25 protein-coding genes and 2 pseudogenes are annotated in these 24,688 nt (G+C 67.4%); 16 read left to right on the top strand and 11 right to left on the bottom strand.

All coding sequences use genetic code 11. The features are described 5' to 3' along the window. Positions 1-42 precede the first annotated feature (42 nt). The 4 genes and pseudogenes from LE197_RS37145 to LE197_RS37315 all read right to left on the bottom strand — a co-directional run. Positions 43-398 (bottom strand): annotated as a pseudogene (locus LE197_RS37145) (hypothetical protein); the annotation flags it as partial. Continuing rightward, positions 395-585: pseudogene (locus tag LE197_RS16240) on the bottom strand (hypothetical protein); the annotation flags it as partial. The pseudogenes LE197_RS16240 and LE197_RS37145, both read right to left, overlap by 4 nt. A 167-nt stretch (positions 586-752) precedes the next feature. Further along, the gene (locus LE197_RS16245) at positions 753-1,013 is read right to left on the bottom strand and encodes a bacteriocin immunity protein (RefSeq protein WP_003082343.1); all 261 of its coding nucleotides are present in this window, start codon (positions 1,011-1,013) and stop codon (positions 753-755) included. A 1-nt stretch (position 1,014) separates the two neighbouring features. Further along, positions 1,015-1,149 (bottom strand): hypothetical protein, encoded by a 135-nt coding sequence (locus LE197_RS37315; RefSeq protein ID WP_323300530.1) that lies wholly within the window; start codon positions 1,147-1,149, stop codon positions 1,015-1,017. A 233-nt stretch (positions 1,150-1,382) separates the two neighbouring features. On the opposite strand from LE197_RS37315, the gene LE197_RS16250 reads away from it, so the two are divergent. From LE197_RS16250 to LE197_RS16270, 5 genes are all read left to right on the top strand, one after another. After that, the gene (locus tag LE197_RS16250; protein ID WP_003082340.1) at positions 1,383-1,751 is read left to right on the top strand and encodes a DUF2195 family protein; all 369 of its coding nucleotides are present in this window, start codon (positions 1,383-1,385) and stop codon (positions 1,749-1,751) included. A 27-nt stretch (positions 1,752-1,778) separates the two neighbouring features. Further along, positions 1,779-2,558 (top strand): ATP-grasp domain-containing protein, encoded by a 780-nt coding sequence (locus tag LE197_RS16255; RefSeq protein WP_003101828.1) that lies wholly within the window; start codon positions 1,779-1,781, stop codon positions 2,556-2,558. A 311-nt stretch (positions 2,559-2,869) separates the two neighbouring features. Beyond that, positions 2,870-4,786 (top strand): exotoxin A, encoded by a 1,917-nt coding sequence (toxA, locus tag LE197_RS16260; RefSeq protein ID WP_023109068.1) that lies wholly within the window; start codon positions 2,870-2,872, stop codon positions 4,784-4,786. A 259-nt stretch (positions 4,787-5,045) separates the two neighbouring features. Continuing rightward, positions 5,046-6,536, top strand: a complete 1,491-nt coding sequence (locus LE197_RS16265; protein ID WP_023109069.1) for an APC family permease — start codon at positions 5,046-5,048, stop codon at positions 6,534-6,536. A 101-nt stretch (positions 6,537-6,637) separates the two neighbouring features. After that, positions 6,638-7,819, top strand: a complete 1,182-nt coding sequence (locus LE197_RS16270) for an iron-containing alcohol dehydrogenase (RefSeq protein WP_003145457.1) — start codon at positions 6,638-6,640, stop codon at positions 7,817-7,819. 4 nt (positions 7,820-7,823) lie between these two features. On the opposite strand, the gene LE197_RS16275 is transcribed toward LE197_RS16270, so the two are convergent. Continuing rightward, the gene (locus tag LE197_RS16275) at positions 7,824-8,726 is read right to left on the bottom strand and encodes a LysR family transcriptional regulator (protein WP_003086538.1); all 903 of its coding nucleotides are present in this window, start codon (positions 8,724-8,726) and stop codon (positions 7,824-7,826) included. 493 nt (positions 8,727-9,219) lie between these two features. On the opposite strand from LE197_RS16275, the gene LE197_RS16280 reads away from it, so the two are divergent. The 5 genes from LE197_RS16280 (at position 9,220) to LE197_RS16300 (ending at position 14,115) form a co-directional block, all read left to right on the top strand. Then, positions 9,220-10,554, top strand: coding sequence for an MFS transporter (locus LE197_RS16280; RefSeq protein WP_004348658.1), 1,335 nt, complete (start codon positions 9,220-9,222; stop codon positions 10,552-10,554). Between the two features lie 67 nt (positions 10,555-10,621). Next, positions 10,622-11,275 (top strand): HAD family hydrolase, encoded by a 654-nt coding sequence (locus LE197_RS16285; protein WP_003082318.1) that lies wholly within the window; start codon positions 10,622-10,624, stop codon positions 11,273-11,275. Between the two features lie 82 nt (positions 11,276-11,357). Beyond that, positions 11,358-12,074, top strand: a complete 717-nt coding sequence (locus tag LE197_RS16290) for a UTRA domain-containing protein (RefSeq protein ID WP_003082314.1) — start codon at positions 11,358-11,360, stop codon at positions 12,072-12,074. Between the two features lie 165 nt (positions 12,075-12,239). Further along, positions 12,240-13,142, top strand: coding sequence for a LysR family transcriptional regulator (locus LE197_RS16295; RefSeq protein ID WP_003112482.1), 903 nt, complete (start codon positions 12,240-12,242; stop codon positions 13,140-13,142). Positions 13,143-13,278: 136 nt separating this feature from the next. Further along, complete coding sequence (locus tag LE197_RS16300; protein WP_003086528.1) at positions 13,279-14,115, top strand: bifunctional allantoicase/(S)-ureidoglycine aminohydrolase; 837 nt, start codon at positions 13,279-13,281, stop codon at positions 14,113-14,115. Between the two features lie 97 nt (positions 14,116-14,212). Here LE197_RS16300 and LE197_RS16305 read toward each other — a convergent pair whose 3' ends face one another. Beyond that, positions 14,213-15,061, bottom strand: a complete 849-nt coding sequence (locus LE197_RS16305; protein ID WP_023109070.1) for a CAP domain-containing protein — start codon at positions 15,059-15,061, stop codon at positions 14,213-14,215. 90 nt (positions 15,062-15,151) lie between these two features. Beyond that, complete coding sequence (locus tag LE197_RS16310) at positions 15,152-16,027, bottom strand: LysR family transcriptional regulator (protein ID WP_003082301.1); 876 nt, start codon at positions 16,025-16,027, stop codon at positions 15,152-15,154. Between the two features lie 145 nt (positions 16,028-16,172). Between LE197_RS16310 and LE197_RS16315 the strand changes: the two genes are divergently transcribed. Continuing rightward, positions 16,173-17,159, top strand: coding sequence for an NAD(P)H-quinone oxidoreductase (locus tag LE197_RS16315; protein ID WP_003112484.1), 987 nt, complete (start codon positions 16,173-16,175; stop codon positions 17,157-17,159). A 6-nt stretch (positions 17,160-17,165) separates the two neighbouring features. On the opposite strand, the gene LE197_RS16320 is transcribed toward LE197_RS16315, so the two are convergent. Then, positions 17,166-17,897 carry a PA1136 family autoinducer-binding transcriptional regulator gene (locus LE197_RS16320; RefSeq protein ID WP_003112485.1) on the bottom strand — a complete coding sequence of 244 codons (732 nt, stop codon included), beginning with the start codon at positions 17,895-17,897 and terminating at the stop codon, positions 17,166-17,168. A gap of 171 nt (positions 17,898-18,068) precedes the next feature. Here LE197_RS16320 and hchA point away from each other — a divergent pair, with 171 nt between their 5' ends. The 3 genes from hchA (at position 18,069) to LE197_RS16335 (ending at position 20,030) form a co-directional block, all read left to right on the top strand. After that, the gene (hchA, locus tag LE197_RS16325) at positions 18,069-18,944 is read left to right on the top strand and encodes a glyoxalase III HchA (RefSeq protein ID WP_003082292.1); all 876 of its coding nucleotides are present in this window, start codon (positions 18,069-18,071) and stop codon (positions 18,942-18,944) included. A gap of 255 nt (positions 18,945-19,199) precedes the next feature. After that, complete coding sequence (locus tag LE197_RS16330) at positions 19,200-19,613, top strand: thiol-disulfide oxidoreductase DCC family protein (protein WP_003116330.1); 414 nt, start codon at positions 19,200-19,202, stop codon at positions 19,611-19,613. Positions 19,614-19,679: 66 nt separating this feature from the next. Continuing rightward, positions 19,680-20,030, top strand: coding sequence for a hypothetical protein (locus LE197_RS16335; RefSeq protein WP_003082290.1), 351 nt, complete (start codon positions 19,680-19,682; stop codon positions 20,028-20,030). Between the two features lie 9 nt (positions 20,031-20,039). Here the strand turns inward: LE197_RS16335 and LE197_RS16340 are convergent, their stop codons facing one another. Next, positions 20,040-20,729 (bottom strand): hypothetical protein, encoded by a 690-nt coding sequence (locus LE197_RS16340; protein ID WP_003120584.1) that lies wholly within the window; start codon positions 20,727-20,729, stop codon positions 20,040-20,042. Positions 20,730-21,041: 312 nt separating this feature from the next. Between LE197_RS16340 and LE197_RS16345 the strand changes: the two genes are divergently transcribed. Both LE197_RS16345 and LE197_RS16350 read left to right on the top strand, forming a co-directional pair. Further along, positions 21,042-22,310, top strand: coding sequence for an MFS transporter (locus tag LE197_RS16345; protein ID WP_003082286.1), 1,269 nt, complete (start codon positions 21,042-21,044; stop codon positions 22,308-22,310). Beyond that, positions 22,298-23,275, top strand: coding sequence for a rhamnosyltransferase (locus tag LE197_RS16350; protein ID WP_019725951.1), 978 nt, complete (start codon positions 22,298-22,300; stop codon positions 23,273-23,275). Before LE197_RS16345 ends, LE197_RS16350 begins: the two co-directional genes overlap by 13 nt. On the opposite strand, the gene LE197_RS16355 is transcribed toward LE197_RS16350, so the two are convergent. Continuing rightward, a complete protein-coding gene (locus tag LE197_RS16355; protein WP_003082280.1) occupies positions 23,272-23,679 on the bottom strand; it encodes a FosA family fosfomycin resistance glutathione transferase in 408 nt (135 codons plus the stop codon). The two genes, LE197_RS16350 and LE197_RS16355, sit on opposite strands and share 4 nt — an antisense overlap. Positions 23,680-23,714: 35 nt before the next feature. Continuing rightward, positions 23,715-24,626, bottom strand: a complete 912-nt coding sequence (locus LE197_RS16360; RefSeq protein WP_019725950.1) for a LysR family transcriptional regulator — start codon at positions 24,624-24,626, stop codon at positions 23,715-23,717. Between the last annotated feature and the right edge of the window lie 62 nt (positions 24,627-24,688).

Raw genomic sequence — 24,688 nt, forward strand, 5'->3', positions numbered from 1 at the left:
ATTGGATCCTTGATACCTATGACAAACCCCTTGTAAATTATGTCGTGCTTTATCGAAGCGCTCCTGCCTTATCTGCATGACTTCTTCATAAATGTACGATTTGGCGTTGTCGCCTTCAGCTTCCCGCTGGACTCCCTTGACCTTACGAGTCATTCGCTCGTAATCTTCCGGCCACAACGCTTGCTCCATGCGCAACGATGCCTGACCCAACAAATGCAGCAGGCCGAACAGGCGCATATCGTTGGTGGCAACGATGTGTTCTCGAATCCACTCTTGGGTTACTCCGCAGGCCAGATGTGTTTCTGGCGTTGATGTGCTGTCATAGTCGGCTCGGAATCCCGCTTCTTTGGCGAGCTGTGCCCAGTGCTGGCCAATGCCTGGATGTTGGATGTACTCATCTGCTCATCCACTTGCGCAGCAGGCGCTTTTTCAGGGACGCGCGTTCTTGCGGATTGTGTCCCTTGAGGTTAGCGACACGATCTGCCGTAGCAGCCTGGCGTATGAGGGGCCAGTAGGAACGCCCATCCTTACGTGGCACCACGTGTTATTGACCTGACTTTCCAGTAGGGAGAGGTGGGCTGCTGGCCAACGTGGAGCGCTCGCTACGGCAGCTCGTGCGCCCGACGATGGGTATTTGCGGTGGTTGCGGTTCATAATGTGATTGTCTTCAAGAATATTCAGGACAGACTGTCAAGATAGAGCAGCGTCAACATGGAACAAGCCCCGTCGAAACGGGGCTTGTTGATGGCCAACTAGCCGGCCTTAAAGCCAGGAAGGCCTTTGGCGGCGCGCCACTTCTTAACCTCTTTTACGATACCCTCCGGGCTGTCATCCTGACCTTCTTTCGGGTAATAAATAAGGTCGGAGCCATCAGGGTGTTCAGATAAAGTTTCGAATTTCAAAACCGCATTAGTATGTTCGCCTTCAGTCTTATACCCTGACGCTAGGCAGATTTTTCTAACAAACTCTAAAAACTCAGTCTCGGTATAATCGGAGATTGTTTTCTTCTCCATCTCACTCCCCCTTCTTGTGAAGTTCAATATGACGTTTTGGGTTGGTCACACGAATCCCGTCAATGTTATAAACCGCGCCGCCTTCACTAATTGGCTTAACATGGTAAAGTTCATACCTAGTTCTTCCTCTGATCAGTTCATTAACGAACTCCCACTTTCAAAATTCATCCATGCCGCCCCTTCGCGAGCTTCCGGACAAAACCACCCTGATTGCGAGCCCAGCGTTTTTGATTGCAAGCCGCTGCAGCTGGTCAGGCCGTTTCCGCAGCGCATGAAGTCCTGGCCGATCTACCGGCAGGGCCAGCCATCGTTCGACGAATAAAGCCACCTCAGCCATGATGCCCTTTCCATCCCCAGCGGAACCCCGACATGGACGCCAAAGCCCTGCTCCTCGGCAGCCTCTGCCTGGCCGCCCCATTCGCCGACGCGGCGACGCTCGACAATGCCCTCTCCGCCTGCCTCGCCGCCCGGCTCGGTGCACCGCACACGGCGGAGGGCCAGTTGCACCTGCCACTCACCCTTGAGGCCCGGCGCTCCACCGGCGAATGCGGCTGTACCTCAGCGCTGGTGCGATATCGGCTGCTGGCCATGCATGCCAATGCGAAGGCACAGGTCCTTCAGGAAGGTCTGCTCGACGGTCGCTACGAAGGCGCCCGTACCCTAACGCTGGCAGCGGATGCGCAACTGGCGGCCGACAGCACGCTCGTGGTACGTCTTGGTTGCGCCGTCGCCGAATGACCATCCACCGACCCAGCGAGGTTCGCGATGCACCTGCTTTACCCCTCCGCCCCCGACCGCAGCAACGCGGTCGATGAACTCTTCGCCGAGGAATATGACGCGGCCCGTTCGGCAGGCTTGGCCTGTTCGCTGTTCTGCGACGAGGAACTGGAAAGTGGACGCTTCCGCGCCCGCCCGGAGTTTCCGGCAAACACCCAGGTGCTGTATCGCGGCTGGATGCTCACACCGGAAAACTACGCTCGCCTGCACGGCGCGATCCTCGTCGCTGGCGGACGGCCCCTGACCAGTCCACAGCAATATCGGCACTGCCATTACTTGCCGGAGTGGTATCCGCTCTGTGAGGACCTCACGCCGGCGACCCTGTTCCTGTCCAGGAACGCCGACTTCGAGGCAGTGTTGGCGCAAAGCCCGTGGCGCGCCTGGTTCGTCAAGGACCATGTGAAATCCCTGACCACCCAGCGCGGCTCGAAGGCCACCAATGCTGCGGAAGTGCGGGAAGTCCTCGATTCGATCGAGCGTTATCGAGGCACCATCGAAGGCGGTGTATGCCTTCGGGAGTTCGAGGCGCTGCGTGCGGAAACCGAGGAACGCTACTTCGTTCTTCACGGCCGCGCTCACGGGCGTCTCGATGCCGTCCCGCCGCTAGTGGAACAGGTGGCACAACGTATCGATTGCCCGTTCTTTTCCGTCGACGTGGTCGAGTCGACCAGTGGCGAGTTGCGCCTGATGGAACTCGGCGATGGCCAGGTCTCCGACCGCAAGCAATGGCCCGCCGCACGCTTCGCGGCGATGCTGGCACAGGCATAGTCGGAACCGCTGCAATCCCAACCCGACCAAGCTCCCCTTGATCGATCCTGAGGGGGGCTCGTCACTCGCCCAGTGCCTCGACCACTTACTCTCATCCAAAGCCCAGGAACGGTTGTCCGTCCCCTCGCCCATGGATATTTCTTCCACTCTGCAATCCAGTTCATAAATCCCATAAAAGCCCTCTTCCGCTCCCCGCCAGCCTCCCCGCATCCCGCACCCTAGACGCCCCGCCGCTCTCCGCCGGCCCGCCCGACAAGAAAAACCAACCGCTCGATCAGCCTCATCCTTCACCCATCACAGGAGCCATCGCGATGCACCTGATACCCCATTGGATCCCCCTGGTCGCCAGCCTCGGCCTGCTCGCCGGCGGCTCGTCCGCGTCCGCCGCCGAGGAAGCCTTCGACCTCTGGAACGAATGCGCCAAGGCCTGCGTGCTCGACCTCAAGGACGGCGTGCGTTCCAGCCGCATGAGCGTCGACCCGGCCATCGCCGACACCAACGGCCAGGGCGTGCTGCACTACTCCATGGTCCTGGAGGGCGGCAACGACGCGCTCAAGCTGGCCATCGACAACGCCCTCAGCATCACCAGCGACGGCCTGACCATCCGCCTCGAAGGCGGCGTCGAGCCGAACAAGCCGGTGCGCTACAGCTACACGCGCCAGGCGCGCGGCAGTTGGTCGCTGAACTGGCTGGTGCCGATCGGCCACGAGAAGCCTTCGAACATCAAGGTGTTCATCCACGAACTGAACGCCGGTAACCAGCTCAGCCACATGTCGCCGATCTACACCATCGAGATGGGCGACGAGTTGCTGGCGAAGCTGGCGCGCGATGCCACCTTCTTCGTCAGGGCGCACGAGAGCAACGAGATGCAGCCGACGCTCGCCATCAGCCATGCCGGGGTCAGCGTGGTCATGGCCCAGGCCCAGCCGCGCCGGGAAAAGCGCTGGAGCGAATGGGCCAGCGGCAAGGTGTTGTGCCTGCTCGACCCGCTGGACGGGGTCTACAACTACCTCGCCCAGCAGCGCTGCAACCTCGACGATACCTGGGAAGGCAAGATCTACCGGGTGCTCGCCGGCAACCCGGCGAAGCATGACCTGGACATCAAGCCCACGGTCATCAGTCATCGCCTGCACTTCCCCGAAGGCGGCAGCCTGGCCGCGCTGACCGCGCACCAGGCCTGCCACCTGCCGCTGGAGACTTTCACCCGTCATCGCCAGCCGCGCGGCTGGGAACAACTTGAGCAGTGCGGCTATCCGGTGCAGCGGCTGGTCGCCCTCTACCTGGCGGCGCGACTGTCGTGGAACCAGGTCGACCAAGTGATCCGCAACGCCCTGGCCAGCCCCGGCAGCGGCGGCGACCTGGGCGAAGCGATCCGCGAGCAGCCGGAGCAGGCCCGTCTGGCCCTGACCCTGGCCGCCGCCGAGAGCGAGCGCTTCGTCCGGCAGGGCACAGGCAACGACGAGGCCGGCGCGGCCAGCGCCGACGTGGTGAGCCTGACCTGCCCGGTCGCCGCCGGTGAATGCGCGGGCCCGGCGGACAGCGGCGACGCCCTGCTGGAGCGCAACTATCCCACTGGCGCGGAGTTCCTCGGCGACGGCGGCGACGTCAGCTTCAGCACCCGCGGCACGCAGAACTGGACGGTGGAGCGGCTGCTCCAGGCGCACCGCCAACTGGAGGAGCGCGGCTATGTGTTCGTCGGCTACCACGGCACCTTCCTCGAAGCGGCGCAAAGCATTGTCTTCGGCGGGGTGCGCGCGCGCAGCCAGGACCTCGACGCGATCTGGCGCGGTTTCTATATCGCCGGCGATCCGGCGCTGGCCTACGGCTACGCCCAGGACCAGGAACCCGACGCGCGCGGCCGGATCCGCAACGGTGCCCTGCTGCGGGTCTATGTGCCGCGCTCGAGCCTGCCGGGCTTCTACCGCACCGGCCTGACCCTGGCCGCGCCGGAGGCGGCGGGCGAGGTCGAACGGCTGATCGGCCATCCGCTGCCGCTGCGCCTGGACGCCATCACCGGCCCCGAGGAGGAAGGCGGGCGCCTGGAGACCATCCTCGGCTGGCCGCTGGCCGAGCGCACCGTGGTGATTCCCTCGGCGATCCCCACCGACCAGCGCAACGTCGGCGGCGACCTCGACCCGTCCAGCATCCCCGACAAGGAACAGGCGATCAGCGCCCTGCCGGACTACGCCAGCCAGCCCGGCAAACCGCCGCGCGAGGACCTGAAGTAACTGCCGCGACCGGCCGGCTCCCTTCGCAGGAGCCGGCCTTCTCGGGGCCTGGCCATACATCAGGTTTTCCTGATGCCAGCCCAATCGAATATGAATTCATCCTGATAGGTAATCCGCCTAACCTGCGTCTGCCACGCTTTCGCTCGTCCCGGAAGCGGCCATAACAATTCCAATAGCCGACGAGGACTCTCCATGCTCACCCATCGCATCGGTGGCATCCGCCTTTCCCCTTCCCCGCAGCGCTCGCCCGGAGACCGCCATGACTGATCTCCGCGATACCTCCCGCGACGAACGCCTGCTGGCGGCCCACGGCTATCGCCAGGAACTGGAGCGCGGGCTGAGCCTGTGGTCGTCCTTTTCCGTCGGCTTCGCCACCATCTCGCCGGTGGTGGGCATCTACTCGGTGATGTCCCTCGGCGCCATGAGCATGGGCCCCTCCTGGGTCTGGGTGGTGCCGCTGTGCCTGCTGCTGCAGTTCGGCGTGGCGCTGGTCTACGCCGAGCTGTCCTCGCAGTTTCCGCTGGCCGGCGGCTGCTACCAGTGGGTGCGGCGCCTGGTGGGCGACCGCCTGGCCTGGTTCACCGGCTTCCTCTACCTGGCTTCGGCGCTGGCCTCGCTGACTACCGTGGCCTACCTCGGTGGCTTCTGGCTTGGCCTGCTGGCGACCGGCGCGCCGCCGTCGGCCAACGGCCAGGTGCTCTGCGGCGCGCTGCTGCTGGCGCTGGGCCTGGCGGTGAACCTGCTGGGGATCAACCCGCTGAAGTACTTCGTCAATGCCGGGATCGTCGCCGAGGCCATCGCCTCCATCGGTATCGGCGTGCTGTTGCTGCTGTTCTTCCGCAACCATCCGCTCGATCTGCTGTTCAGCGGCCCGGGCGGCACAGGCGATGCGGACGGTTCCTACCTGGACGGCGTACTGACCGCGCTGGCGGTGGGCGGCTGGGCTTTCCTCGGCTTCGACGCCTGCTCGCAGATTTCCGAGGAAACCACCGATGCCCGCGTCTCCACTCCCCGGGCGATCCTGCGCTCGATGCTGGTGGTGGGATTCACCGTGATGCTCACCGCCTTCGCCGTGACCCTGTCCTACCAGGACATCGGCGCGGTGGTCAGCGGCCAGGTGGTCGACCCGGTCACCCCGGCGGTGGTGGACGCCTTCGGCGCCTGGGCCGAGCGGCCCTTCGTCGCAGTGGTGCTGATCGCCTTCGTCGCCTGCGTGGTGTCGGTGCAGACCTACATCGGCCGGGCGATCTTCGGCATGGCGCGCGACGCCATCCTGCCCGGCTCCGCCCTGCTGCGCCGGGTCGACCGGCGCAAGGTGCCGATGGCGGCGATGATCTGCAGCACGCTGCTGGCCAGCCTCGGCCTGGCCCTGGGGCTGAACGCCACGGCGGTCGGCACGCTGATCGCGTTCGGCAGCGGCGGTTTCTTCGTGGTCTTCCTGATCGTCGCCGCCTGCGCTCTCTGGGCCCGCCTCGTCGGCCGCTGGGACCCGGACAAGGGCGCCTTGCGCCTGGGGCGCGCGGGGCTGGCGGTGAACGTCCTGGCAGTCGCCTGGCTGTCTTTCGAGGCGCTCAACGTCGCCTGGCCGCGGGCCAGCCTCGCCCCGCCCGACGCGCCCTGGTTCCAGGTCTGGGCGGTGGTCGTGGTGTTCTCCGCACTGGCCGCGTTCGGCCTGCTCTACATGGTCATCGCCAAGCCGCATCGGCGCATCGCCACCAGCCTCAGCTTCGCCGCTCCGCCGGCGGACTGACCCGCACGCGCCGGCCGTTCCGGCGCCTCCTCCGGTTGTTCCCGCACGCTGGCTTCGCGCCCGGCGGGGCCCGGCTCATCCTGCTTTCACGGAGCATCGCCATGAGCGACCTGCATTACTGGAACTACCCCACCGATATCCTCTGCGGCGTCGGCGCCCTGGAACAACTGCCGAGGCGTTGCGCGCTGGCGGGCGCACGCCGGCCCCTGCTGGTCACCGATCCCGGCATGCTCGCCCTGGAGCCCCTGCGCCTGGTGCGCGAGTGCCTGGAACGCGCCGGCATCGACCATGACCTGTTCCACGAACTGTCGAGCAACCCCAGCCTCGCTGAAGTCCACGGCGGCGCCAGGCGCTTCGAGGCTGGCGGGCATGACGCGCTGATCGCTCTCGGCGGCGGCAGCGCCCTCGACGCGGCCAAGGGAATCGCCCTGCTAAGCCGCGATCCGCACGGCCTCGAACGCTTCGAATGGACACAGACGCTGCGCAGCTATCCGACCCTCGCCGACTACCCGCCGCTCGGCCTGCCGCCGCTGCTGGCGCTGCCCACGACCGCCGGCACCGGCTCGGAACTGGGACGCGAGGCGGTGCTGACCGATACGCAACTGGGCATCAAGCGGGTCGTCGGCCATCGCGAGCTGCTGGCCGCCTGCGTATTCCTCGACCCGCGCCTGACCCGCGGGTTGCCGCCGGCGCTGAGCGCCGCCACCGGCATGGACGCCCTCACCCATCACCTGGAGGCGCTGTTCTCGCCGCTCTACCATCCGATGTCGGCGGGCATCGCCCTGGAAGGCGTGCGCCTGGTCAGGCAGCACCTGGAAAACGCCGTGCGCGACGGCAACGACCTCGCCGCCCGGGAAGGCATGCTGGTAGCCTCGGCCAGCGCCGCAGTGGCATTCCAGAAGGGGCTTGGCGGGGTCCACGCCCTGGCCCACCCGCTGGGCGCTCGCCATCACCTGCACCACGGCCTGCTGAACGCCGTGCTGCTGCCCTACGTTCTGCTGGCCAACCGCCCGGCGATAGAAGCCGACGCCGCGCGCCTGGCGCGCTACCTGGAACTCGACGAAGCGAGCTTCGACGGCCTGCTGGCGTGGATCCTCGAACTGCGCGCGCGCATCGGCATCCCGGCGAACCTCGCCGCCCTCGGCCTGGATGGCGAGGACGCGCAATGGGTGGGCGAGCAGGCGCTGGCCGACCTGTCGTCCTCGGCGACCAACGCCCTGCCGCTCGATGCCCGGGATTATGCGCGCATCTACCGCCAGGCGGTGGCCGGGACTCTCGCCTGAGCGCTCAGGACGCCAGGCCGTGGACCTGCAGCAGGTCGTCGATGAAGGCGCGGGCGGCTTCGCTGAGGGGGCGCCCGGCATAGACGATCATGCTGTGCTCCACCGGATAGCTCAGCCGCTCCGGCAACAGCGCGCGCATCCGCCCGCGCTCGATCCAGGCTTCGGCGTAATGGGTCGGCAGGTAGCCCAGGTGGGTGCCGGCCAGCACGGCATGGGCGACCGCTTCCATGTGGTAGGCGGTGGCGCGGCTGCGCGACGGGCGTAGCGGCAGGACCAGGTTTTCCGGCAGGAAGCCATGCATCACCCAGTCGCAGGCGGCGATCCGCTCCAGGGTCGGCTGCGCCTCGGCGAACAGCGGATGGCGATCGCCACAGAACACGCCGATCTCTTCGCGATACAGCGGGCGGTATTCGAGGCTCGGCCGCGAACGGCTGAAATAGGAGATCGCCAGGTCCAGCTCGCCTTCGATCACCGCCAGTTCCAGCTCGGTGGGCGAATTGACGAAAAGGTTCAGCTGGACATCCTGGTCGCGCCGCTGGAAGCGCGCCAGCGCATCGCCGAAACGGGCCTGGGGCAAGGTCGCGAGATTGTCCGCCAGGCCCAGGTACAGCTCCCCGACCAAACGTCCGGATAACGCCTGCGCCTGGTCGCGAAACAGGCCGATGGCGTCGAACATCGTTCGCGAAGCCTCCAGCACCCGGCGACCCTTGGCGGTCAGTCGGAAGCCGCCCTTGCCGCGCTCGCAGAGCCGGTAGCCGAGGCGCTTCTCCAGGCTGGCGATGTGCATGCTGATGTTCGACTGGCTCATGTTCAGCTCGGCCTGGGCCGCGGTGAAACCGCCGCACTTCACCACGCAGGCGAAGATGCGCAACAGACGCAGGTCTAGGTCGGTAACGTTTCTCAGCATGGCGGTCCGATCCGGCGCGAGGTCCCGCAGTCTAGCCGAGCGCCGCGACACGCGGCCATCCAGCGGCGGCGCACGGCGCACCAGAGGCGCTGGCGTATCATCGAAAATCTGGTCTATTCCAATTTCTTGAAAATACGTAGAAAAGTCCCGCCCAAAGGTGCCGCCAGGACAAGAAAATGCACCAATCCCAGGCAATCCCTCGAAAAAATCGAATCGTTTCGCCCTGCTTTTGGTCTAGACCACAAAAATACCCGGTGCTAGATTGACCTTCGCCAGCCGGCCCAGCCTGACCGGATCGGCGCCACGCACCGCCACCAAGCCTTCACAATCCATCTCAGCCTCGGCAGGACCGAGCAGGAGCGCGTCGACAGCCAACCTTGCGCACGAAAAAAGTCATGGGAAAGGCATCTGGCCTAGACCATGCATCCGGACAGCTTTGCAGCAGCACAACAAGAACAACCTCCCCGCACTGTCTAGACCCATAGGGACCCACATGAACAACCACAACGGTACCCTGCACCGTGGCTGGCAATCGCTCCAGCGCTGGCGCATCCAGATCTTCGTCATCACCTGGCTGGCCTACGCCGCCTTCTACTTCACCCGCAAGGCCTTCTCGGTGGCCAAGCTCGGCATCGCCGAAGACCCCTCCTTCGAGCTCGACAAGAGCGCCATGGCCGATCTCGATGCCCTCTACCTGGCCGCCTACGCCGTGGGCCAGTTCATGTGGGGGGTGTTCGCCGACCGCTTCGGCACCCGCGTGGTGGTGCTCGGCGGTTTGCTCACCTCGGCGCTGGCGGCGCTGGTGATGGGTACCTTCGCCACCCTGCCGATCTTCGCCGCCTGCATGGTGGTCCAGGGCCTGGCGCAGTCCACCGGCTGGTCGGGGCTGTGCAAGAACATCGGCGCCTTCTTCGCCACCTACGAGCGAGGCCGCGTGCTCGGCCTGTGGAGTACCTGCTACGCCTTCGGCGGGCTGGTGGCGACGCCGTTCGCCGGCTGGTGCGCCTACCGGTTGACGCATGACTGGCGCATGGCCTTCCTGTCCTCGGCGGGAGTGGTGCTGGCGGTGGCCGTGCTGTTCTTCTTCCTCCAGCGCAACCGTCCGCAGGACGTCGGCCTGCCGCCCGTGGAGGCCGAGGCCGCGCCCCCCGCCAACGCGCCCCGGCCGAGCCATTCCGGCGCCCTGCTGAAGGCGCTCAGGAATCCCCACGTGCTGGTCCTCGGCCTCGCCTACTTCCTGCTCAAGCCGGCGCGCTACGCGATCCTGCTCTGGGGCCCGGTGATCATCTACGAACGCATGCCGGAGATCGGCAAAGTCGCCTCGGCCATCGTGCCTTCGGCCTTCGAGGTCGCCGGGCTGGCCGGGCCGATCCTCATCGGCCTGGCCTCGGACAAGCTGTTCGGCGCCCGCCGCATGCCGGCCTGCGTGCTCAGCCTGGCGGCGCTGACCGTGAGCCTGGCGCTGTTCGTCCCGGCGATGCAGAGCGGCAGCCTGTACCTGGTGGTCGGCCTGCTGTTCATGATGGGCGTCACCCTCTACGGGCCGGACTCGATGATCAGCGGCGCCGCCGCCATCGACTTCGGTACCAGCGAAGCAGCCGGTACCGCCACCGGCTTCGTCAACGGCTGCGGCTCGGTCGGGGCGATCCTCGGCGGCCTGCTGCCGGGCTACTTCGACACCCTCACGGTGTTCTTCGTGTTCACCGCCACCGCGCTGCTCGCCAGCCTGCTGCTGGTGCCGTTCTGGAACAGCCGGCCAGGCGCGTGCCGCGTCGAACCGAAGGCGCATGCCGGCGGGCCGCTGCTGGCGGCCGGCAAGCCGCGTTGAAACCTCGCCGAACCACCGCCCGGCGCCAGGCGTGCCGGGCCAATCCCTAGCGAACAAGGAACCGCCTATGCCACTTGCCCTCTTCGACCTCGACGACACCCTGATCGACGGCGACTGCGCGACCCTCTGGGGGCGCTACATGACCGAACTGGGCTGGGTCGAGAAGACCGCCTTCCTGCACCAGGAACGCCGCCTCATGGAACTCTATGCCGAGGGCCGGCTGGCCATGGAGGACTACATGGACTTCAGCCTGGCGCCCATCGCCGGCCGCACCCCGGCGGAGATCGCCGGCGCCGTCGAGGATTTCGTCGCGCGGATCATAGCGCCGCGCATCCACGCCGACGCCCTGCGCTGCCTGGAACGCCACCGCCAGGCCGGCGACCGCCTGCTGATCATCTCCGCCTCGGCGCACTTCCTGGTCAGCGCCATCGGCCGCCGGCTGGGGGTGGACGAGGTGCTGGCGATCGACATCGAGGAGCGCGACGGCCTCTACACCGGGCGCACCCGCGGCACCCTCACCTACCGCGAGGGCAAGGTCCGTCGCCTCGACGCCTGGCTGGCCCAGGAGGGCGAGACGCTGGCCGGCGCGACCTTCTATTCCGACTCGCGCAACGACCTGCCGCTGCTCTCGCGGGTCGACCGGCCGCACACGGTGAACCCCGACCCGGCGCTGCTCGGGCACGCCCGCGAGGCCGGCTGGCCAGTGCTGGAATGGCGCTGAGAAGGCGCGCCGCGCTATACCGCCGGCGGCCCGGAAGCATTACCCTGTAGCCCCCCCGGAGCCCCAGCGGAGAAGCGTCGATATGCGCGACGAGCCGTCCCGCCCCCTGACGGTGATCTACCAGTCCCTGCGCGAGCAGATCGAGCGCGGCCTGCTCGCGCGCGGCAGCAAGCTGCCCAGCGAACGGCAATTGAGCGAGCTGTTCTCGACCACCCGCATCACCCTGCGCGAGGCGCTCGGCCAGTTGGAGGACCAGGGCCTGATCTACCGCGAGGAACGCCGCGGCTGGTTCGTCTCGCCGCAGCGGCTGCTGTACAACCCGCTGGTGCGCAGCCACTTCCACGCGATGGTCGCCGACCAGGGCCGGGTGCCGGAGACCGAGGTGCTCGGCGCGGCGATGATCCCGGCCAGCGTCGACATCTGCCAGCGCCTGGAGCTGCCGGCGCTGTCGCGGGTGTTCCAGATCCGCCGGGCGCGGCGGGTCGACGGGCGGCTGGTGCTGTACGTCGAGCACTACCTGAATCCCGCCTACTTTCCCGGCATCGAGCGCTTCGACCTGACTCGCTCGCTGACCGATCTCTACGCCAACCACTACGGCATCCGCTACGGCCGGGTGCGCTTCGAAATGGTCCCGACCATCCTCCCGGCGGAGGCCGCGGGACCGCTGCGGGTCTCGGTGGGCAGCCCGGCGCTACAGATCGTGCGGATCAACCGCGACCAGGCGGGCCGCCTGATCGACTGCGACCTGGAGTACTGGCGCCACGACGCGCTGCAGGTCAACGTCGAGGTGCCCGAGTAGCGCTCCGCGGTCCTGTTCCTGGCGCATGCATGACCGCCTGGCGGGTTTCCCGCCGCTTCCAGCGCATTGGTCGACCGCTGGGCACGCTGCGTCGACGCTGAGCGGTTGCCGCTGACGGCACGGCCTGCTAAAAGCGGCGACGACATTCGAAAATGCGATACGACCATGAGCGACAGTGAAAAATCGAATAGCCGCCTGTTCGACCTCGACCTGCTCCGCGCCATCGTCACGGTGGCCGACTGCGGCAGCTTCACCACTGCCGCCGCGCGCCTGCACTCGACCCAGTCGACCGTCAGCCAGAAGGTTCGCCGCTTGGAGGAAATGGCCGGACACCGCCTGCTGGAGCGCGGCAACCGCGACGTGTTGCCGACCGACGCCGGCGATACGCTGCTCGGCTATGCCCGCCGCCTGCTGGCACTGAACGACGAACTGGCCGAGGCGCTATCCGGCGCCACGGTGGCGCTGACGGTACGTATCGGCGTGCCGGACGACTTCGCCGCCGGCCGTACCACCGAGCGACTGGCGGCCTTCAACCGGCGTTATCCACAGGTCAAGCTGGAAGTCACCAGCGGCATGAGCCGCGACCTCAGCGCCAGCTACGACCGCGGCGAACTGGACCTGGTGCTGCTCAAGCAGCGACGCGCCAGCCGCGAGGCACTGGCCTGCTGGCCGGAAAAGACATGCTGGGTGGACAGCGCCAGGAACCCCTGCATCGACCTCGACCCGCTGCCCATCGTCACCTTCCCGCCGCGCGGGGTCTACCGCGACGAGATGATCGCCGCCCTGGAAGCGGTCGGCCGGCGCTGGCACATCAGCTTCACCAGTTCCAGCCTCAGCGGTCTGCAATCGGCCATCGCCGACGGCATGGGCATCGGCCTGCTGCCGCTGCGCGCGGTGAGCGCAGGCCACGCGGTGCTGCCGAAGAACGTCGGGCTGCCGGCGGTGGACGTGTTCGAAGTGGCGCTGCTGCACCGGCCGGCGGCGGATCCGATGGTGAAGGCGCTGGCGCGCGTGCTGTCGCGGGTGCTGGCGGAAGATACCCGGAGCCGTCCCGCATTCGAAAAATGAATATGCTGGATTCCAACATTTAATTTGTGCATGCGCAAGGCGCTGGATATCGTTGCCGTCAGCAACGGCTCGCGCCCGCCCATTTCGCTCCGGCGGCGCGTGCGCCGGCAGCAAGACAACAACGAGGAAACGCTCCATGTCCAAGTCCAGCTACTACGCGCCGCACGGCGGGCACCCGGCACAGACCGAGCTGCTCACCGACCGGGCGATGTTCACCGAAGCCTATGCCGTGATTCCCAAGGGGGTGATGCGCGATATCGTCACCAGCCACCTGCCGTTCTGGGACAACATGCGCATGTGGGTGATCGCCCGCCCGCTGTCCGGCTTCGCCGAGACCTTCTCGCAGTACATCGTCGAACTGGCGCCCAACGGTGGCAGCGACAAACCGGAGCAGGATCCCAACGCCGAGGCCGTGCTGTTCGTCGTCGAAGGCGAGCTGAGCCTGACCCTGCAGGGCCAGGTCCACGCCATGCAGCCGGGCGGCTACGCCTTCATTCCGCCGGGCGCCGACTACAAGGTGCGCAATACCACCGGCCAGCACACCCGCTTCCACTGGATCCGCAAGCACTACCAGAAGGTCGACGGCGTACCGCTGCCGGAAGCCTTCGTCACCAACGAGCAGGACATCCAGCCGCTGGTGATGCCGGACACCGAAGGCCGCTGGAGCACCACCCGCTTCGTCGACATGAGCGACATGCGCCACGACATGCACGTCAACATCGTCAACTTCGAGCCGGGCGGCGTGATCCCCTTCGCCGAGACCCACGTGATGGAGCACGGCCTGTACGTGCTGGAAGGCAAGGCGGTGTACCGCCTGAACCAGGACTGGGTCGAGGTGGAGGCCGGCGACTTCATGTGGCTGCGCGCCTTCTGCCCGCAGGCCTGCTATTCGGGCGGCCCGGGGCGCTTCCGCTACCTGCTGTACAAGGATGTCAACCGGCACATGCGCCTGACCCTCAATGCGCCGCATTGAGGGCGGGACAGGCTGAAAGGGAACCCGGCGCCATGGCGCCGGGTTTTTCGTTTGCGGAAGGCGCCCAGCCCGTCGTCAGCTCCGGGCGCGGAGGACTTCAGGGCGAACCGAACATGGCCGTCCAGTAGATTCCCGCGTCGCTCTTCGGATCGGTGGCGTAGGCCGCGCCCAGCTCGCGGTAGCCGGGATTCATCAGGTTGGCGCAGTGGCCCGGGCTGGCCAGCCAGCCGTCGACCACCTTGTCCACCCCGTCCTGGCCGGCGGCGATGTTTTCGCCGACCAGCCCGCCGCTGTAGCCGGCCAGCTCGGCGCGGTCGCCGGGGGTGCGGCCGTCGCGGTCGAGGTGGTCGAAGAAATTGCCGTTGGCCATCGCCCGCGAATGCGCTTCGGCGGCGCCGCCAAGGGTGGCGTTCCAGGCCAGCGGCTGGGTCGCTGCGTAAGGTTTGCCACCGCACTGGCGGGCTTGCCCGCGGGCGGCATTGATCCGTTCCAGGAGCTTCTGCCCTTCCGCCTGCCAATCGCCCATGCCGCCGCGCAGCAATGGCCGGGCGAGGACGATGCGCCAGTCGCGGTCCTGGCGGCTGACGCCGACGTCGACGAACTGCGGGTCGAGCACCACGCGGCAGAAGCTTTCCTCCAGCGCCTTCATCGCCGCGCCGGCATCGCGCGGCCCGGAAAGGCTGATCGACTGCACGTTGACCATCGGGTAGGCGGCCTGTGCCATCGCCTGCTGCAGGTCGCCGGCGGCATTCACCGGCAAGGCCAGGCGCGGGTCGGCGGCCAGCGGCGGCAGTTCGCCGCTGGCCTGCCCGCCGCAGGACTGCACCTGGCCACGGTAGGCGTTGATCGCCTCGACCAGTTGCGCCTCGTCGGCGGCACTGGCGGCCGCTGCGAGCGCCAGCCCGAGCGTCAGTACGGCCAAACGCGGGATGCTTGGGATTGCCATGGAAATCTCCTCGATCTGATGGCGCCTATGATGCGCGATTCCGCGGCGCGCCGCCGCATTCGACCGGAACCCGGCGCCGGCGTTGCAGGCTCAGGCCGGCGCTTCGGCGAACGCCTCCACCAGCCGCTCGATCACCGCGCGGACCCGCGCGGTGTGGCGCAGGTCCTTGTGGGTAACCATCCACACCTCGTATGGCCGGCGTCGCTCACGCTGCGGCCAGACCCGCACCAGTCCGTCGCGCTCGCCCATGTACAGCGGCAGCTCGCAGAGCCCCAGGCCACGCGCCAGGGCCTGGCGCACCATCATGTTGGAATTCACCGCGATGACCACCCGGCCGTCGCGGATCGGCTCGCCGCCCAGGGTCAGTTCGCGCTGGCTGTGCCAATAGGGTTCGTACATCACCAGGTCGTGGCCGCGGAAACGCTCGCCGGGCACCGGTACGCCGTTGCGCCGCAGGTAGTCCGCGGAAGCGAACAGGCCCATGGGCCAACTGGCGAGTTTTCTCAGGATCAAATCGGGATTTTCCGGCCGCAGGGTGCGAATCGCGATGTCGGTCTCGCGCTTGGGCAGGTCGACCACGGCCGAAGCGCTGTCGAGCAGCACGCGGATATCCGGGTGTTCAAGGTGCAGGCGGGCCAGGGCGGGTAGCACGAAGTCGACGGCCAGGGAGTCGGTGGTGGACAACCGCACCTCGCCGGACAGTCGGTGGTCCATCCCGCGGGTCCGCCGCAGCAGCTCCAGGGCCGAGCGCTCCATCTTCTCGGCCAGTTCGAAGGCCGCCTCGCCGGCCGGGGTCAGCAGGTAGCCGGACGAGGTGCGCAGGAACAGGGTCGAGCCCAGCGCCGCCTCCAGCGACGCCAGCCGCCGGCCCACCGTGGCCTGGTCGACGTGAAGCGCGCGGGCGGCGCCGCGCAGGGTGTGCTCGCGGCAGAGCGCGAGGAAGACGCGGGTGTCGTCCCAATTCATGGCGGTTTTCCTGATGCATTTTCGCATCAGTCTAATGAAAAAGCGCTGCGCGACCACGGCATCCGCGCTGCTTACCATGCGAACCAGGTCCGAACCACTTTCCCAGGAGCATGCGATGAGCAGCACGAACCGATTTCCCGAACGAATGACCGCCATCGAGATCGCCCGGCCCGGCGGCCCCGAGGTACTGGTGGCGACCAGCCGGCCGCTGCCGACGCCCGGCCCGCGCGAGGTCCTGGTCGAAGTCCGCGCCGCCGGCGTCAACGGTCCCGACGTGCTTCAGCGCAAGGGCGTGTACGACCCGCCACCCGGCGCCTCGGACATTCCCGGCCTGGAGATCGCCGGCACGGTGCGGGCGGTCGGCAGCGAGGTCAGCCGCTTCGCCGTCGGCGAGGCGGTGATGGCGTTGATTCCCGGCGGCGGCTACGCGCAGTTCGCGGTGGCCGACGAGCGCACCACCCTGCACCTGCCCGACGGCCTGGGCATGGAGGAAGCGGCGGCGCTGCCGGAAACCTTCATGACCGTCTGGGTCAACCTGTTCCAGCGCGGTGGCTTCAAGGCCGGAGAGACGCTGCTGGTCCACGGTGGCGCCTCCGGCATCGGCACCGCCGCGACCATGCTGGGCAAGGCCTTCGGCGCGGCGAAAATCTTCACCACGATCTCCAGCGAGGCCCAGCGCGAGGCCAGCCTGCGCCTCGGCGCCGACGTGGCGATCGACTACACCGAGCAGGATTTCGTCGAGGAAGTGCTGCGCGGCACCGAAGGACGCGGGGTCGATGTGATCGTCGATATCGTCGCCGGCGACTATGTGACGCGGAACTATCAGGCGGCGGCGATGAACGGACGGATCGTGCAGATCGGCGTGATCAAGGGCAAGGCCGCCGAAGTCGACCTGTTCCCGATGCTGAGCAAGCGCCTGGTCCATCTTGGCTCGACCCTGCGCTCGCGAAGCCACGACGAGAAAGGCGCGATCATCGCCGAGCTGGAGCGCCAGGTCTGGCCGCACGTGCGCGCCGGCACTGTCCGGCCGCAGGTGTTCCGCACCTTCCCCCTGGAACAGGCGCGCCAGGCCCACGAACTGATGGACTCCGGCCAGCACATCGGCAAGATCGTCCTCACGTCAGCTCCCTGAGGCCGCTCAGACCTCGATATCGCCCAGGCGCAGCGCCCGCGCCACCGCCTGGGCGGTGGACGCCGCGCCGAGACGGCGGCGGGCGGCACGCAGGTGATTCTCCACGGTGCGCTCGGAAATCATCAGGATCGCCGCCACCTCCGCCTGCTGCTTGCCCAGGGCGATCCATTGCAGGACTTCCCGCTCGCGCTCGCTGAGCGCTTGCGCATCGCCCGCCGACACAGGGCCGCGCAGGCGCTTCAGGGCGAAGAACAGGATCGGGCAGAAGGCCTGGGCGGCGAGCTTGCAACCGGCATTCAGGTCCAGCCGCTCGCCGGCGAAAGACACCGCGCCCTCCAGGCCGTTGCGGCCGAACACCGGCACCTGCATGCCATTGACCTGGCCGAGGTCGCGGACCCCACGGACGATGCGGTAGGTCATGCGCTCGGGATCCTCCGAGGGGCTCTTCGACCAGAAGAACGGCTCGTCCAGTTCGAGGATGTGCCGGGTGACCGGACAGTGCAGAAGATAGGCGTCGCGCTCCTGGGCGCTGCGCCCTTCGGCCCAGTCGCCATGGACGAAGAACAGCTCGTCGATCAGTTCGTCCTCGTCGGGGCGGGGGAAAAGGCTGCAGACGATCACCCGGTCGAAGCCCAGGCGTGCGGCGAACTCCACCATCTCGCGGCAGACCGCCTCGGTGGTAGCGGCCTTGCGCAGCCGGGCGACGCTGTCGAAGAGAAGGCTGGCGTAGTCGGTCATGGAGCGGACGTTCCTGGCTTTTTCCGCATGATCCCCGGCTTGCCGGCAAAAGCCCATAGGGGAAAACCCTCAGGCGACCGATCGTGGGTTAGGGGATTTCCCCTATTTCGCCGGCCGGCGACCCCGCCTATCGTCTTGGTACGACCTCCATCACGCAGAAAGGAACGAGCCATGAGCAACGAGCGCGATACCAGCAGAACCCCGACGCCCGACCACGCCGAGCACAACGCGTTCTTTCCCTCGCCCTATTCCCTGAGCCAGTACACCTCGGCAAAGACCGACTTCGACGGCGCCGACTACCCGACCCCGTACAAGGGCGGCAAGAAGGTGCTGATGATCGGTACCGACGAACGCTACATCCTGATGCAGAACGGCAGCATGTTCTCCACCGGCAACCACCCGGTGGAAATGCTCCTGCCGATGTACCACCTGGACAAGGCCGGCTTCGAGTTCGATGTCGCCACGCTCTCCGGCAACCCGGTGAAGCTGGAGATGTGGGCGATGCCCGGTGAGGACGAGGCGGTGAAGAGCATCTACGCGAAGTACCTGCCCAAGCTGAAAGCGCCGCGGAAGCTCGCCGACCTCCTGGAGCAGGCCGTCGCCGACGACTCGCCGTACGCCGCGGTGTTCGTTCCCGGCGGCCACGGCGTGCTGGCGGGCATTCCGCACAGCCGGGAGGTGAAACGGCTGCTCAATGCCTTCCTCGCCAAGGACCGCTACATCATCACCCTTTGCCACGGTCCGGCCTGCCTGCTGGCACCGGCGGTCGACGAGAAGCCGGAGGACTACCCGTTCAAGGGCTACGAGATCTGCGTGTTCCCCGACGCCCTGGACACCGGCGCCAACCTGGAGATCGGCTACATGCCCGGTCCCCTGCCCTGGCTGGTGGGCGAGAACCTGCAGAAGCTCGGGGTGAAGATCCTCAACAAGGGCATCACCGGCCAGGTCCACCGCGACCGCAAGCTGCTCACCGGCGACAGCCCGCTGGCCTCCAACAACCTTGGCAAGCTGGCCGCCAAGACCCTTCTCGAAGCGTTCGCCCGCTGATTCCCCGCCGCGCCCCGTCCGTGCCCCACGGACGGGGACATCTCCCGTTCGTCCCGGCGTCATCGAACTTAAACCGGCCTGGCGCAGCATCGTCCTTCAGGAAGAGGAATGGCGCGTTGCCCGACGCCGTCCGGCGAAAGACGAATCGATGACCGCACAGAAAGAAAACTCTGACAGCACACCGACTAGTCGTCCTCCCTTCCCGCCGTTACGGTTCCGGGCTTGCGCACAAAGCCGAACCCAAGGGGGCCCCTCATGTCACTGCCGCCGTACCTCAAGCCCGGCGACAAGGTCGTGTTGTACGACCAGCACTGCCGCTTCTGCACGCTCTGGAGCGGTTTCCTGGCACGCCGCGCCGACCACCGGCTGAAGCTGCTTGCCGCGCAGTCCGCCGAAGGCCTGGCGATTCTCGATTGGTTCGGGCTGGCACCCGATCATTTCAACACCTGGCTGTTCGTCGACGGCGCCTACGCCTGCGACGACAACGATGCCCTGCTCGAGGTGCTGCGCCTGTTGCCGGGCCCCTGGCGTCACCTGCGCTGGCTGCGCCTGCTGCCAGCCTGGCTGCGCGACGAGTGCCACGAGGCGCTACGGCGCAACCGCTGGCGCTGGTTCGGCCGCCAGCGCCCACCCCTTCGTCGTCGCTCCTGGCGTCCCCGTCGAGCCTGACGCCTCTCCGCGCTGGCCGTGGCGGGTTATGCTGCCTGCGCACCAGCCTGCGGACCCATACTTGCCATGGCCCTTGACCCGAGCCAACGCCGACGACTGCGCCACGCGCTATCCGACGCCTTCGTCGACACTCTCCTGGAGCCCGAGGATATCGCCCGGCGGATAAAGGGCGTCGACCCGGCGTTGCTGGAGCGGTTGTTCTTCGAGGAAGTGGCGCCGGTCTGCCACGGCAACCTGCTCAGCCCCGCTCCGGCGGTATGGACCGCCTTCGACGAGGCCTGGCTGGAAGAGGCCATCGAGCGACGCCTGGCGCGGCAAAGGAGCTGCGCCCTGCGACGCTGGCACGAGCGCTGCCTGGTCGCCTGGCTGCGATGGCGATACGCCGACACCTGGCGCGCGATCGCCGGCGCTCTTTGAGCGAGCGCCTCAGCGAAATACCGAATGGATGAGCTTGCCGGCCTTCTTCGTGTCGACCGCCTGCTGGCGTACCGGCGGCAGCGGCTCGCGCTTGTCCTTGTCTGCCTCGTTCATCTGCGCCACCCAGGCATCCACCCGATCGCGGCTGACGGCGCCGTAGTTGAGATGGCAGCTATCGACGAGGGTCTTGCCCTTCTTCTCCTTGTAGCTGCACTGCACGCGGAAGTCGCCGATGTAGTTGGTGGCGAAGCTCTCGGCACGGAACGGCGCGGAGAACGGCTTGGAGGTATAGGTCTCGTAGTAGTAGTCGGTCTTGGTCAGCGGCGTAGAACGACAGTTGGACTCCACGTTCACCGCCGTGTGGGTGACGCTGCGCTTCCTTTTCTGGACCGTCTTCTCCAGCGCCTCGCCGTTGGCCTCGCAGCGCTCCTCGTACGCACCGGTCTCGCGGGTGACGGTATAGGACAGGTACCTCACCTCGAACTCGTAAAGCTCGTAGTAGCGCGGCGTCAGTGCGAGGCTGAACAGCTCGGAGTACGACGAGGTGGTGACGTGGGCCGCATGGGTCTTGGAGGCGGGATCGCGGAAACGCAGGGTCAGGCGGGTGGACGGGTCGTTGCTGCCGGTGTTCTCGAAGCCGACCACGCCGGTGACGAAACTGGGCGGATCGCCGGCGCGCATGGAGAACCAGGACGACACCGAGCCCTGGTTCGCCGGGTTGATGTTGCAGCCCGCCAGCGATGCCATGCAGGCGAGCACGGCAGGTAGCTTTCCTTTTCTGGGCGTCATTGAAATCCCTTTGCTCGCGACAGGAGGAAAATATCGTTAGGAAACAACGTTGAGAGGCCGGCAAGGATACCCGACTGGCGCACGGGTCGCATCATTATGACATCACGCCGCCCGCCGGCGTTGCCGCGACCGTTCGTCGAACCTGTGAATTCCGGTAGTTTCCCTTGCCCTCGCTGGCGTCCCAAGATCAGGATTTCCTGTGTTCGCCGGGAGGATCCTGGCGTGTCCACGACCAGCCTCTGCCCCTCCGCCACGCGGGAACACGGTCCCGGCGCGAAACGCGTCCTGCCTCTGCTGTTCCTCACCTGCCTGCTGGATGCCGCTGGCGTCGGCCTGATCGTGCCCCTGCTGCCGACGCTGATCGGCAGCGTGGCGCCGCTGGCGGTCCGCGACGCGGCCACCTGGGGCGCCGCCCTGGTGATGACCTTCGCGCTGCTGCAATTGTTCTTTTCGCCGGTCCTCGGCAGCCTCAGCGACCGCTTCGGACGCCGCCCCGTCCTGGTCCTGGCGATGCTCGGCTTCGCCCTCAGCTATCTGCTGCTGGCGCTGGCCGACAGCCTCTGGATGCTGTTCCTCGGTCGCGCGCTGGCCGGGCTCACCGGCGCCAGCGTGGCCACCGCGATGGCCTGCGCGGCTGACCTCGGCACGCACGGGCAGCGCACCCGGCACTTCGGCTGGCTGTACGCCGGCCTCGCTCTGGGCATGATCCTCGGCCCCGCCCTCGGTGGGCTGCTGGCGGTGCACGGCACGACGCTGCCGCTGTTGCTGGCCGCCGGCCTGTGCCTGCTCAACGCCCTGCTCGCCGGCCTGTTCCTCGAGGAAACCCTGCCCCCGACGCGACGCCGCCGCCTGGACCCGAGGCGGATGAATGCCTTGCGCTCGATCAGCGGCCTGGCTCGGCAACCGGGGGTCGGACGCCTGCTGGCGGTGCTTGCCCTGGTATTCCTCGGCTTGCAGGCGGTGATGGTGGTCTGGCCGTTCTTCGTGATCGAGAAGTTTCACTGGAGCAGCGCCTGGATCGGCTACTCGCTGGCCCTCTACGGCGTGCTCGCGGTGCTCGCCCAGACCCTCGGCGTGAACCTCTGCAAGCGGCGCCTGGACGACGCCCGCCTGCTGCGCCTGGGCCTCGCCCTGCAAGGCTGCGGCCTGCTGCTGTTCGCCCTGGTCGACTCGTCATTCTGGCTGGTCTGCGCGCTGCTGCCCTTCGCGCTCGGCAGCCTCGCCACCCCGGCCATGCAGGGGCTGCTCTCGGCCCGCGTGCCGGTCGACCGCCAGGGCGAGTTGCAGGGCGTGCTGAGCAGCCTGATGAGCCTCGCCGCGATCGTCGGTCCGCCGCTGATGAGCGGCCTGTTCCACTGGGGCAGCGGTCCGCTCGCGCCGCTGCCCCTGGCCGGCGCGCCATTCCTCGCCGGCGCCCTTCTCGTTCTGGCCGGGCTGGTCCTGGCCTGGCAACTTCGACCTACGGGAGAAGAACGATCATGGACCGGATAGACATGGGCGTGCTGGTGGTACTGTTCAATCCTGGCGACGACGACCTGAAACACCTTGGCGAACTGGCGGCGGCGTTTCCGCAACTGCGCTTCCTCGCCGTCGACAACTCACCGCACAGCGATCCGCAGCGCAATGCCCGGCTGCGCGGGCAAGGCATCGCCGTGCTGCACCACGGCAACCGGCAGGGCATCGCCGGCGCCTTCAACCAGGGGCTCGACGCGCTGTTCCGGCGTGGCGTGCAGGGTGTGCTGCTGCTCGACCAGGACTCCCGTCCCGGCGGCGCCTTCCTCGCCGCCCAGTGGCGCAACCTGCAGGCGCGCAACGGTCAGGCCTGCCTGCTCGGCCCACGGATCTTCGACCGGGGTGACCGGCGCTTCCTGCCGGCCATCCATCTCGACGGACTGACGCTCAGGCAATTGTCTCTGGACGGCCTGACGACCCCGCAGCGCACCTCGTTCCTGATCTCCTCCGGCTGCCTGCTGACCCGCGAGGCCTACCAGCGCCTCGGCCACTTCGACGAGGAACTGTTCATCGACCACGTGGACACCGAATACAGCCTGCGCGCCCAGGCGCTGGACGTGCCCCTGTACGTCGACCCACGGCTGGTCCTCGAGCACCGCATCGGCACGCGCAAGACCCGCCGCCTCGGCGGTCTCAGCCTCAGCGCGATGAACCACGCCCCGCTGCGCCGCTACTACCTGGCGCGCAACGGCCTGCTGGTCCTGCGCCGCTACGCCCGGTCCTCGCCGCTGGCCCTGCTGGCGAACCTGCCGACCCTGACCCAGGGCCTCGCGGTGCTCCTGCTCGAACGCGACAAGCTGCTCAAGCTGCGCTGCCTGGGCTGGGGTCTGTGGGACGGCCTGCGGGGACGCGGCGGCGCGCTGGAGACCAACCGCCCGCGCCTGCTGAAGCGCCTCGCCGGCCCGGCCGTGGCGTCCGTAGCTTCCGGCAAGGCCAAGGCCTAGTCGGCGAAACGCATTCCCGCATAGGGCGCTTGCCGGCACGCCGCGAGCCGGCTGCGCAGGTCGCCGACGTGGGCCTCCAGGCGATGGCCGTCCGGGTCGAGGAAGTAGAACGAATCGCCCTCGCTGCGGTTCTGCTTCCATTCGCGCACGCCATGCGCGCGCAGCTGCGCGGCGAAGCGGGCGAAATCCGCGGCGGCGATGCCGAAGGCGTAGTGCGTGTAGTCCGCGGCCGGCCCGCCGTACTGCGGCTCCCGGGACAGGCACAGCCACAGCGAACCCAGTTCGAGATAGGCGCCCTGGTCCCAGCGCGCTTCCAGGCGAAAGCCGAGAAGATCGCGGTAGAAGGCGATGCTGGCCGGCAGGTCGGCGACCGCCAGGGTCAGGTGATTGAGACCGGTGAGCATGGGGGGCTCCTTGCAAGGTTTGGCGGGAGGACGATTCAGGCACGCCCCAGCCAGTCGCCGCGGATCATTTCCATCAGTTGGCGCAAGCCGGGTTGCGGCTGGCGTCGGCTCGGATAATAGAGGCAGAACGGCGCGCCCATCGAGCTCCAGTCGGGCAATACCAGTTGCAGCCGGCCGCTACGCAGCTCCTCGGCGATTCCCACTTCCAGGCAGTAGGCCAGGCCAATGCCGTCCAGGGCCGCGGCGACCGCCGTATTGCTTTCGTTGACGCTGAAAGGGCCGGGCACGTCGACCTCGACCATCCGCTCGCCGTCGCCCAGTTCCCATTTGTAGAACGAGTTGTCGCCCAGGCGCATGCGGATGCAGGCGTGCCGCAACAGGTCGTCCGGCCGCTGGGGCACGCCGTGGCGCGCCAGGTAATCGGGCGACGCGGCCACCACCCAGCGCAGCTCCCCGGTCAATGGCACCGCGACCATGTCCTGGGGCACCGTGCCGCCGTAACGGATGCCGGCGTCGTAGCCGTCGGCGACGATGTCGACCATGCGGTCCTCCACCGAAAGTTCCAGTTGCAGGTCCGGATACGCCTCGGTGAAGCGCCTGAGGACCGGCCCCAGCAGCAGCCGCGAGGCATCGCGCGGCACGTTCAGGCGCAGCCGGCCCACCGGCGAGGTGCGATAGGCATCGAGCTCGCCGAGCGCCTCGCCGATCACCTGGAAACCATCCTCCAGCTTGGCCGCCAGCGCGCTACCGGCATCGGTCGGCACCACCGAACGGCTGGTACGGTTAAGCAGCTTCACCCCGAGCCGCGCCTCGAGGTTGCGCATGCTGTGGCTCAGCGCCGAGGTACTGACACCCAGCTCCTGGGCTGAGTGACGGAAGCTGCGGCGCCGGACGATGGTCATGAAGACGTTCAGGTCGGCGAGTTCGGAACGGGTGAAAGCCGGCATTCCAGGGCTCCTGGCAGTTCTCGGAGGTCAATGCAGCATTGAGCCACATTCAATCTCGGGTG

It is taken from the genome of Pseudomonas sp. PS1(2021), from assembly GCF_020405165.1.
Classification (GTDB): domain Bacteria; phylum Pseudomonadota; class Gammaproteobacteria; order Pseudomonadales; family Pseudomonadaceae; genus Pseudomonas; species Pseudomonas aeruginosa.

Bases quoted from the DNA above. Each gene is read 5' to 3' on its own strand.
- LE197_RS16245 (WP_003082343.1), bottom strand. From the start codon at position 1,013: ATGGAGAAGAAAACAATCTCCGATTATACCGAGACTGAGTTTTTAGAG.
- LE197_RS16250 (WP_003082340.1), top strand. From the start codon at position 1,383: ATGGACGCCAAAGCCCTGCTCCTCGGCAGCCTCTGCCTGGCCGCCCCA.
- LE197_RS16255 (WP_003101828.1), top strand. From the start codon at position 1,779: ATGCACCTGCTTTACCCCTCCGCCCCCGACCGCAGCAACGCGGTCGAT.
- toxA (WP_023109068.1), top strand. From the start codon at position 2,870: ATGCACCTGATACCCCATTGGATCCCCCTGGTCGCCAGCCTCGGCCTG.
- LE197_RS16265 (WP_023109069.1), top strand. From the start codon at position 5,046: ATGACTGATCTCCGCGATACCTCCCGCGACGAACGCCTGCTGGCGGCC.
- LE197_RS16270 (WP_003145457.1), top strand. From the start codon at position 6,638: ATGAGCGACCTGCATTACTGGAACTACCCCACCGATATCCTCTGCGGC.
- LE197_RS16275 (WP_003086538.1), bottom strand. From the start codon at position 8,726: ATGCTGAGAAACGTTACCGACCTAGACCTGCGTCTGTTGCGCATCTTC.
- LE197_RS16280 (WP_004348658.1), top strand. From the start codon at position 9,220: ATGAACAACCACAACGGTACCCTGCACCGTGGCTGGCAATCGCTCCAG.
- LE197_RS16285 (WP_003082318.1), top strand. From the start codon at position 10,622: ATGCCACTTGCCCTCTTCGACCTCGACGACACCCTGATCGACGGCGAC.
- LE197_RS16290 (WP_003082314.1), top strand. From the start codon at position 11,358: ATGCGCGACGAGCCGTCCCGCCCCCTGACGGTGATCTACCAGTCCCTG.
- LE197_RS16295 (WP_003112482.1), top strand. From the start codon at position 12,240: ATGAGCGACAGTGAAAAATCGAATAGCCGCCTGTTCGACCTCGACCTG.
- LE197_RS16300 (WP_003086528.1), top strand. From the start codon at position 13,279: ATGTCCAAGTCCAGCTACTACGCGCCGCACGGCGGGCACCCGGCACAG.
- LE197_RS16305 (WP_023109070.1), bottom strand. From the start codon at position 15,061: ATGGCAATCCCAAGCATCCCGCGTTTGGCCGTACTGACGCTCGGGCTG.
- LE197_RS16310 (WP_003082301.1), bottom strand. From the start codon at position 16,027: ATGAATTGGGACGACACCCGCGTCTTCCTCGCGCTCTGCCGCGAGCAC.
- LE197_RS16315 (WP_003112484.1), top strand. From the start codon at position 16,173: ATGACCGCCATCGAGATCGCCCGGCCCGGCGGCCCCGAGGTACTGGTG.
- LE197_RS16320 (WP_003112485.1), bottom strand. From the start codon at position 17,897: ATGACCGACTACGCCAGCCTTCTCTTCGACAGCGTCGCCCGGCTGCGC.
- hchA (WP_003082292.1), top strand. From the start codon at position 18,069: ATGAGCAACGAGCGCGATACCAGCAGAACCCCGACGCCCGACCACGCC.
- LE197_RS16330 (WP_003116330.1), top strand. From the start codon at position 19,200: ATGTCACTGCCGCCGTACCTCAAGCCCGGCGACAAGGTCGTGTTGTAC.
- LE197_RS16335 (WP_003082290.1), top strand. From the start codon at position 19,680: ATGGCCCTTGACCCGAGCCAACGCCGACGACTGCGCCACGCGCTATCC.
- LE197_RS16350 (WP_019725951.1), top strand. From the start codon at position 22,298: ATGGACCGGATAGACATGGGCGTGCTGGTGGTACTGTTCAATCCTGGC.
- LE197_RS16355 (WP_003082280.1), bottom strand. From the start codon at position 23,679: ATGCTCACCGGTCTCAATCACCTGACCCTGGCGGTCGCCGACCTGCCG.
- LE197_RS16360 (WP_019725950.1), bottom strand. From the start codon at position 24,626: ATGCCGGCTTTCACCCGTTCCGAACTCGCCGACCTGAACGTCTTCATG.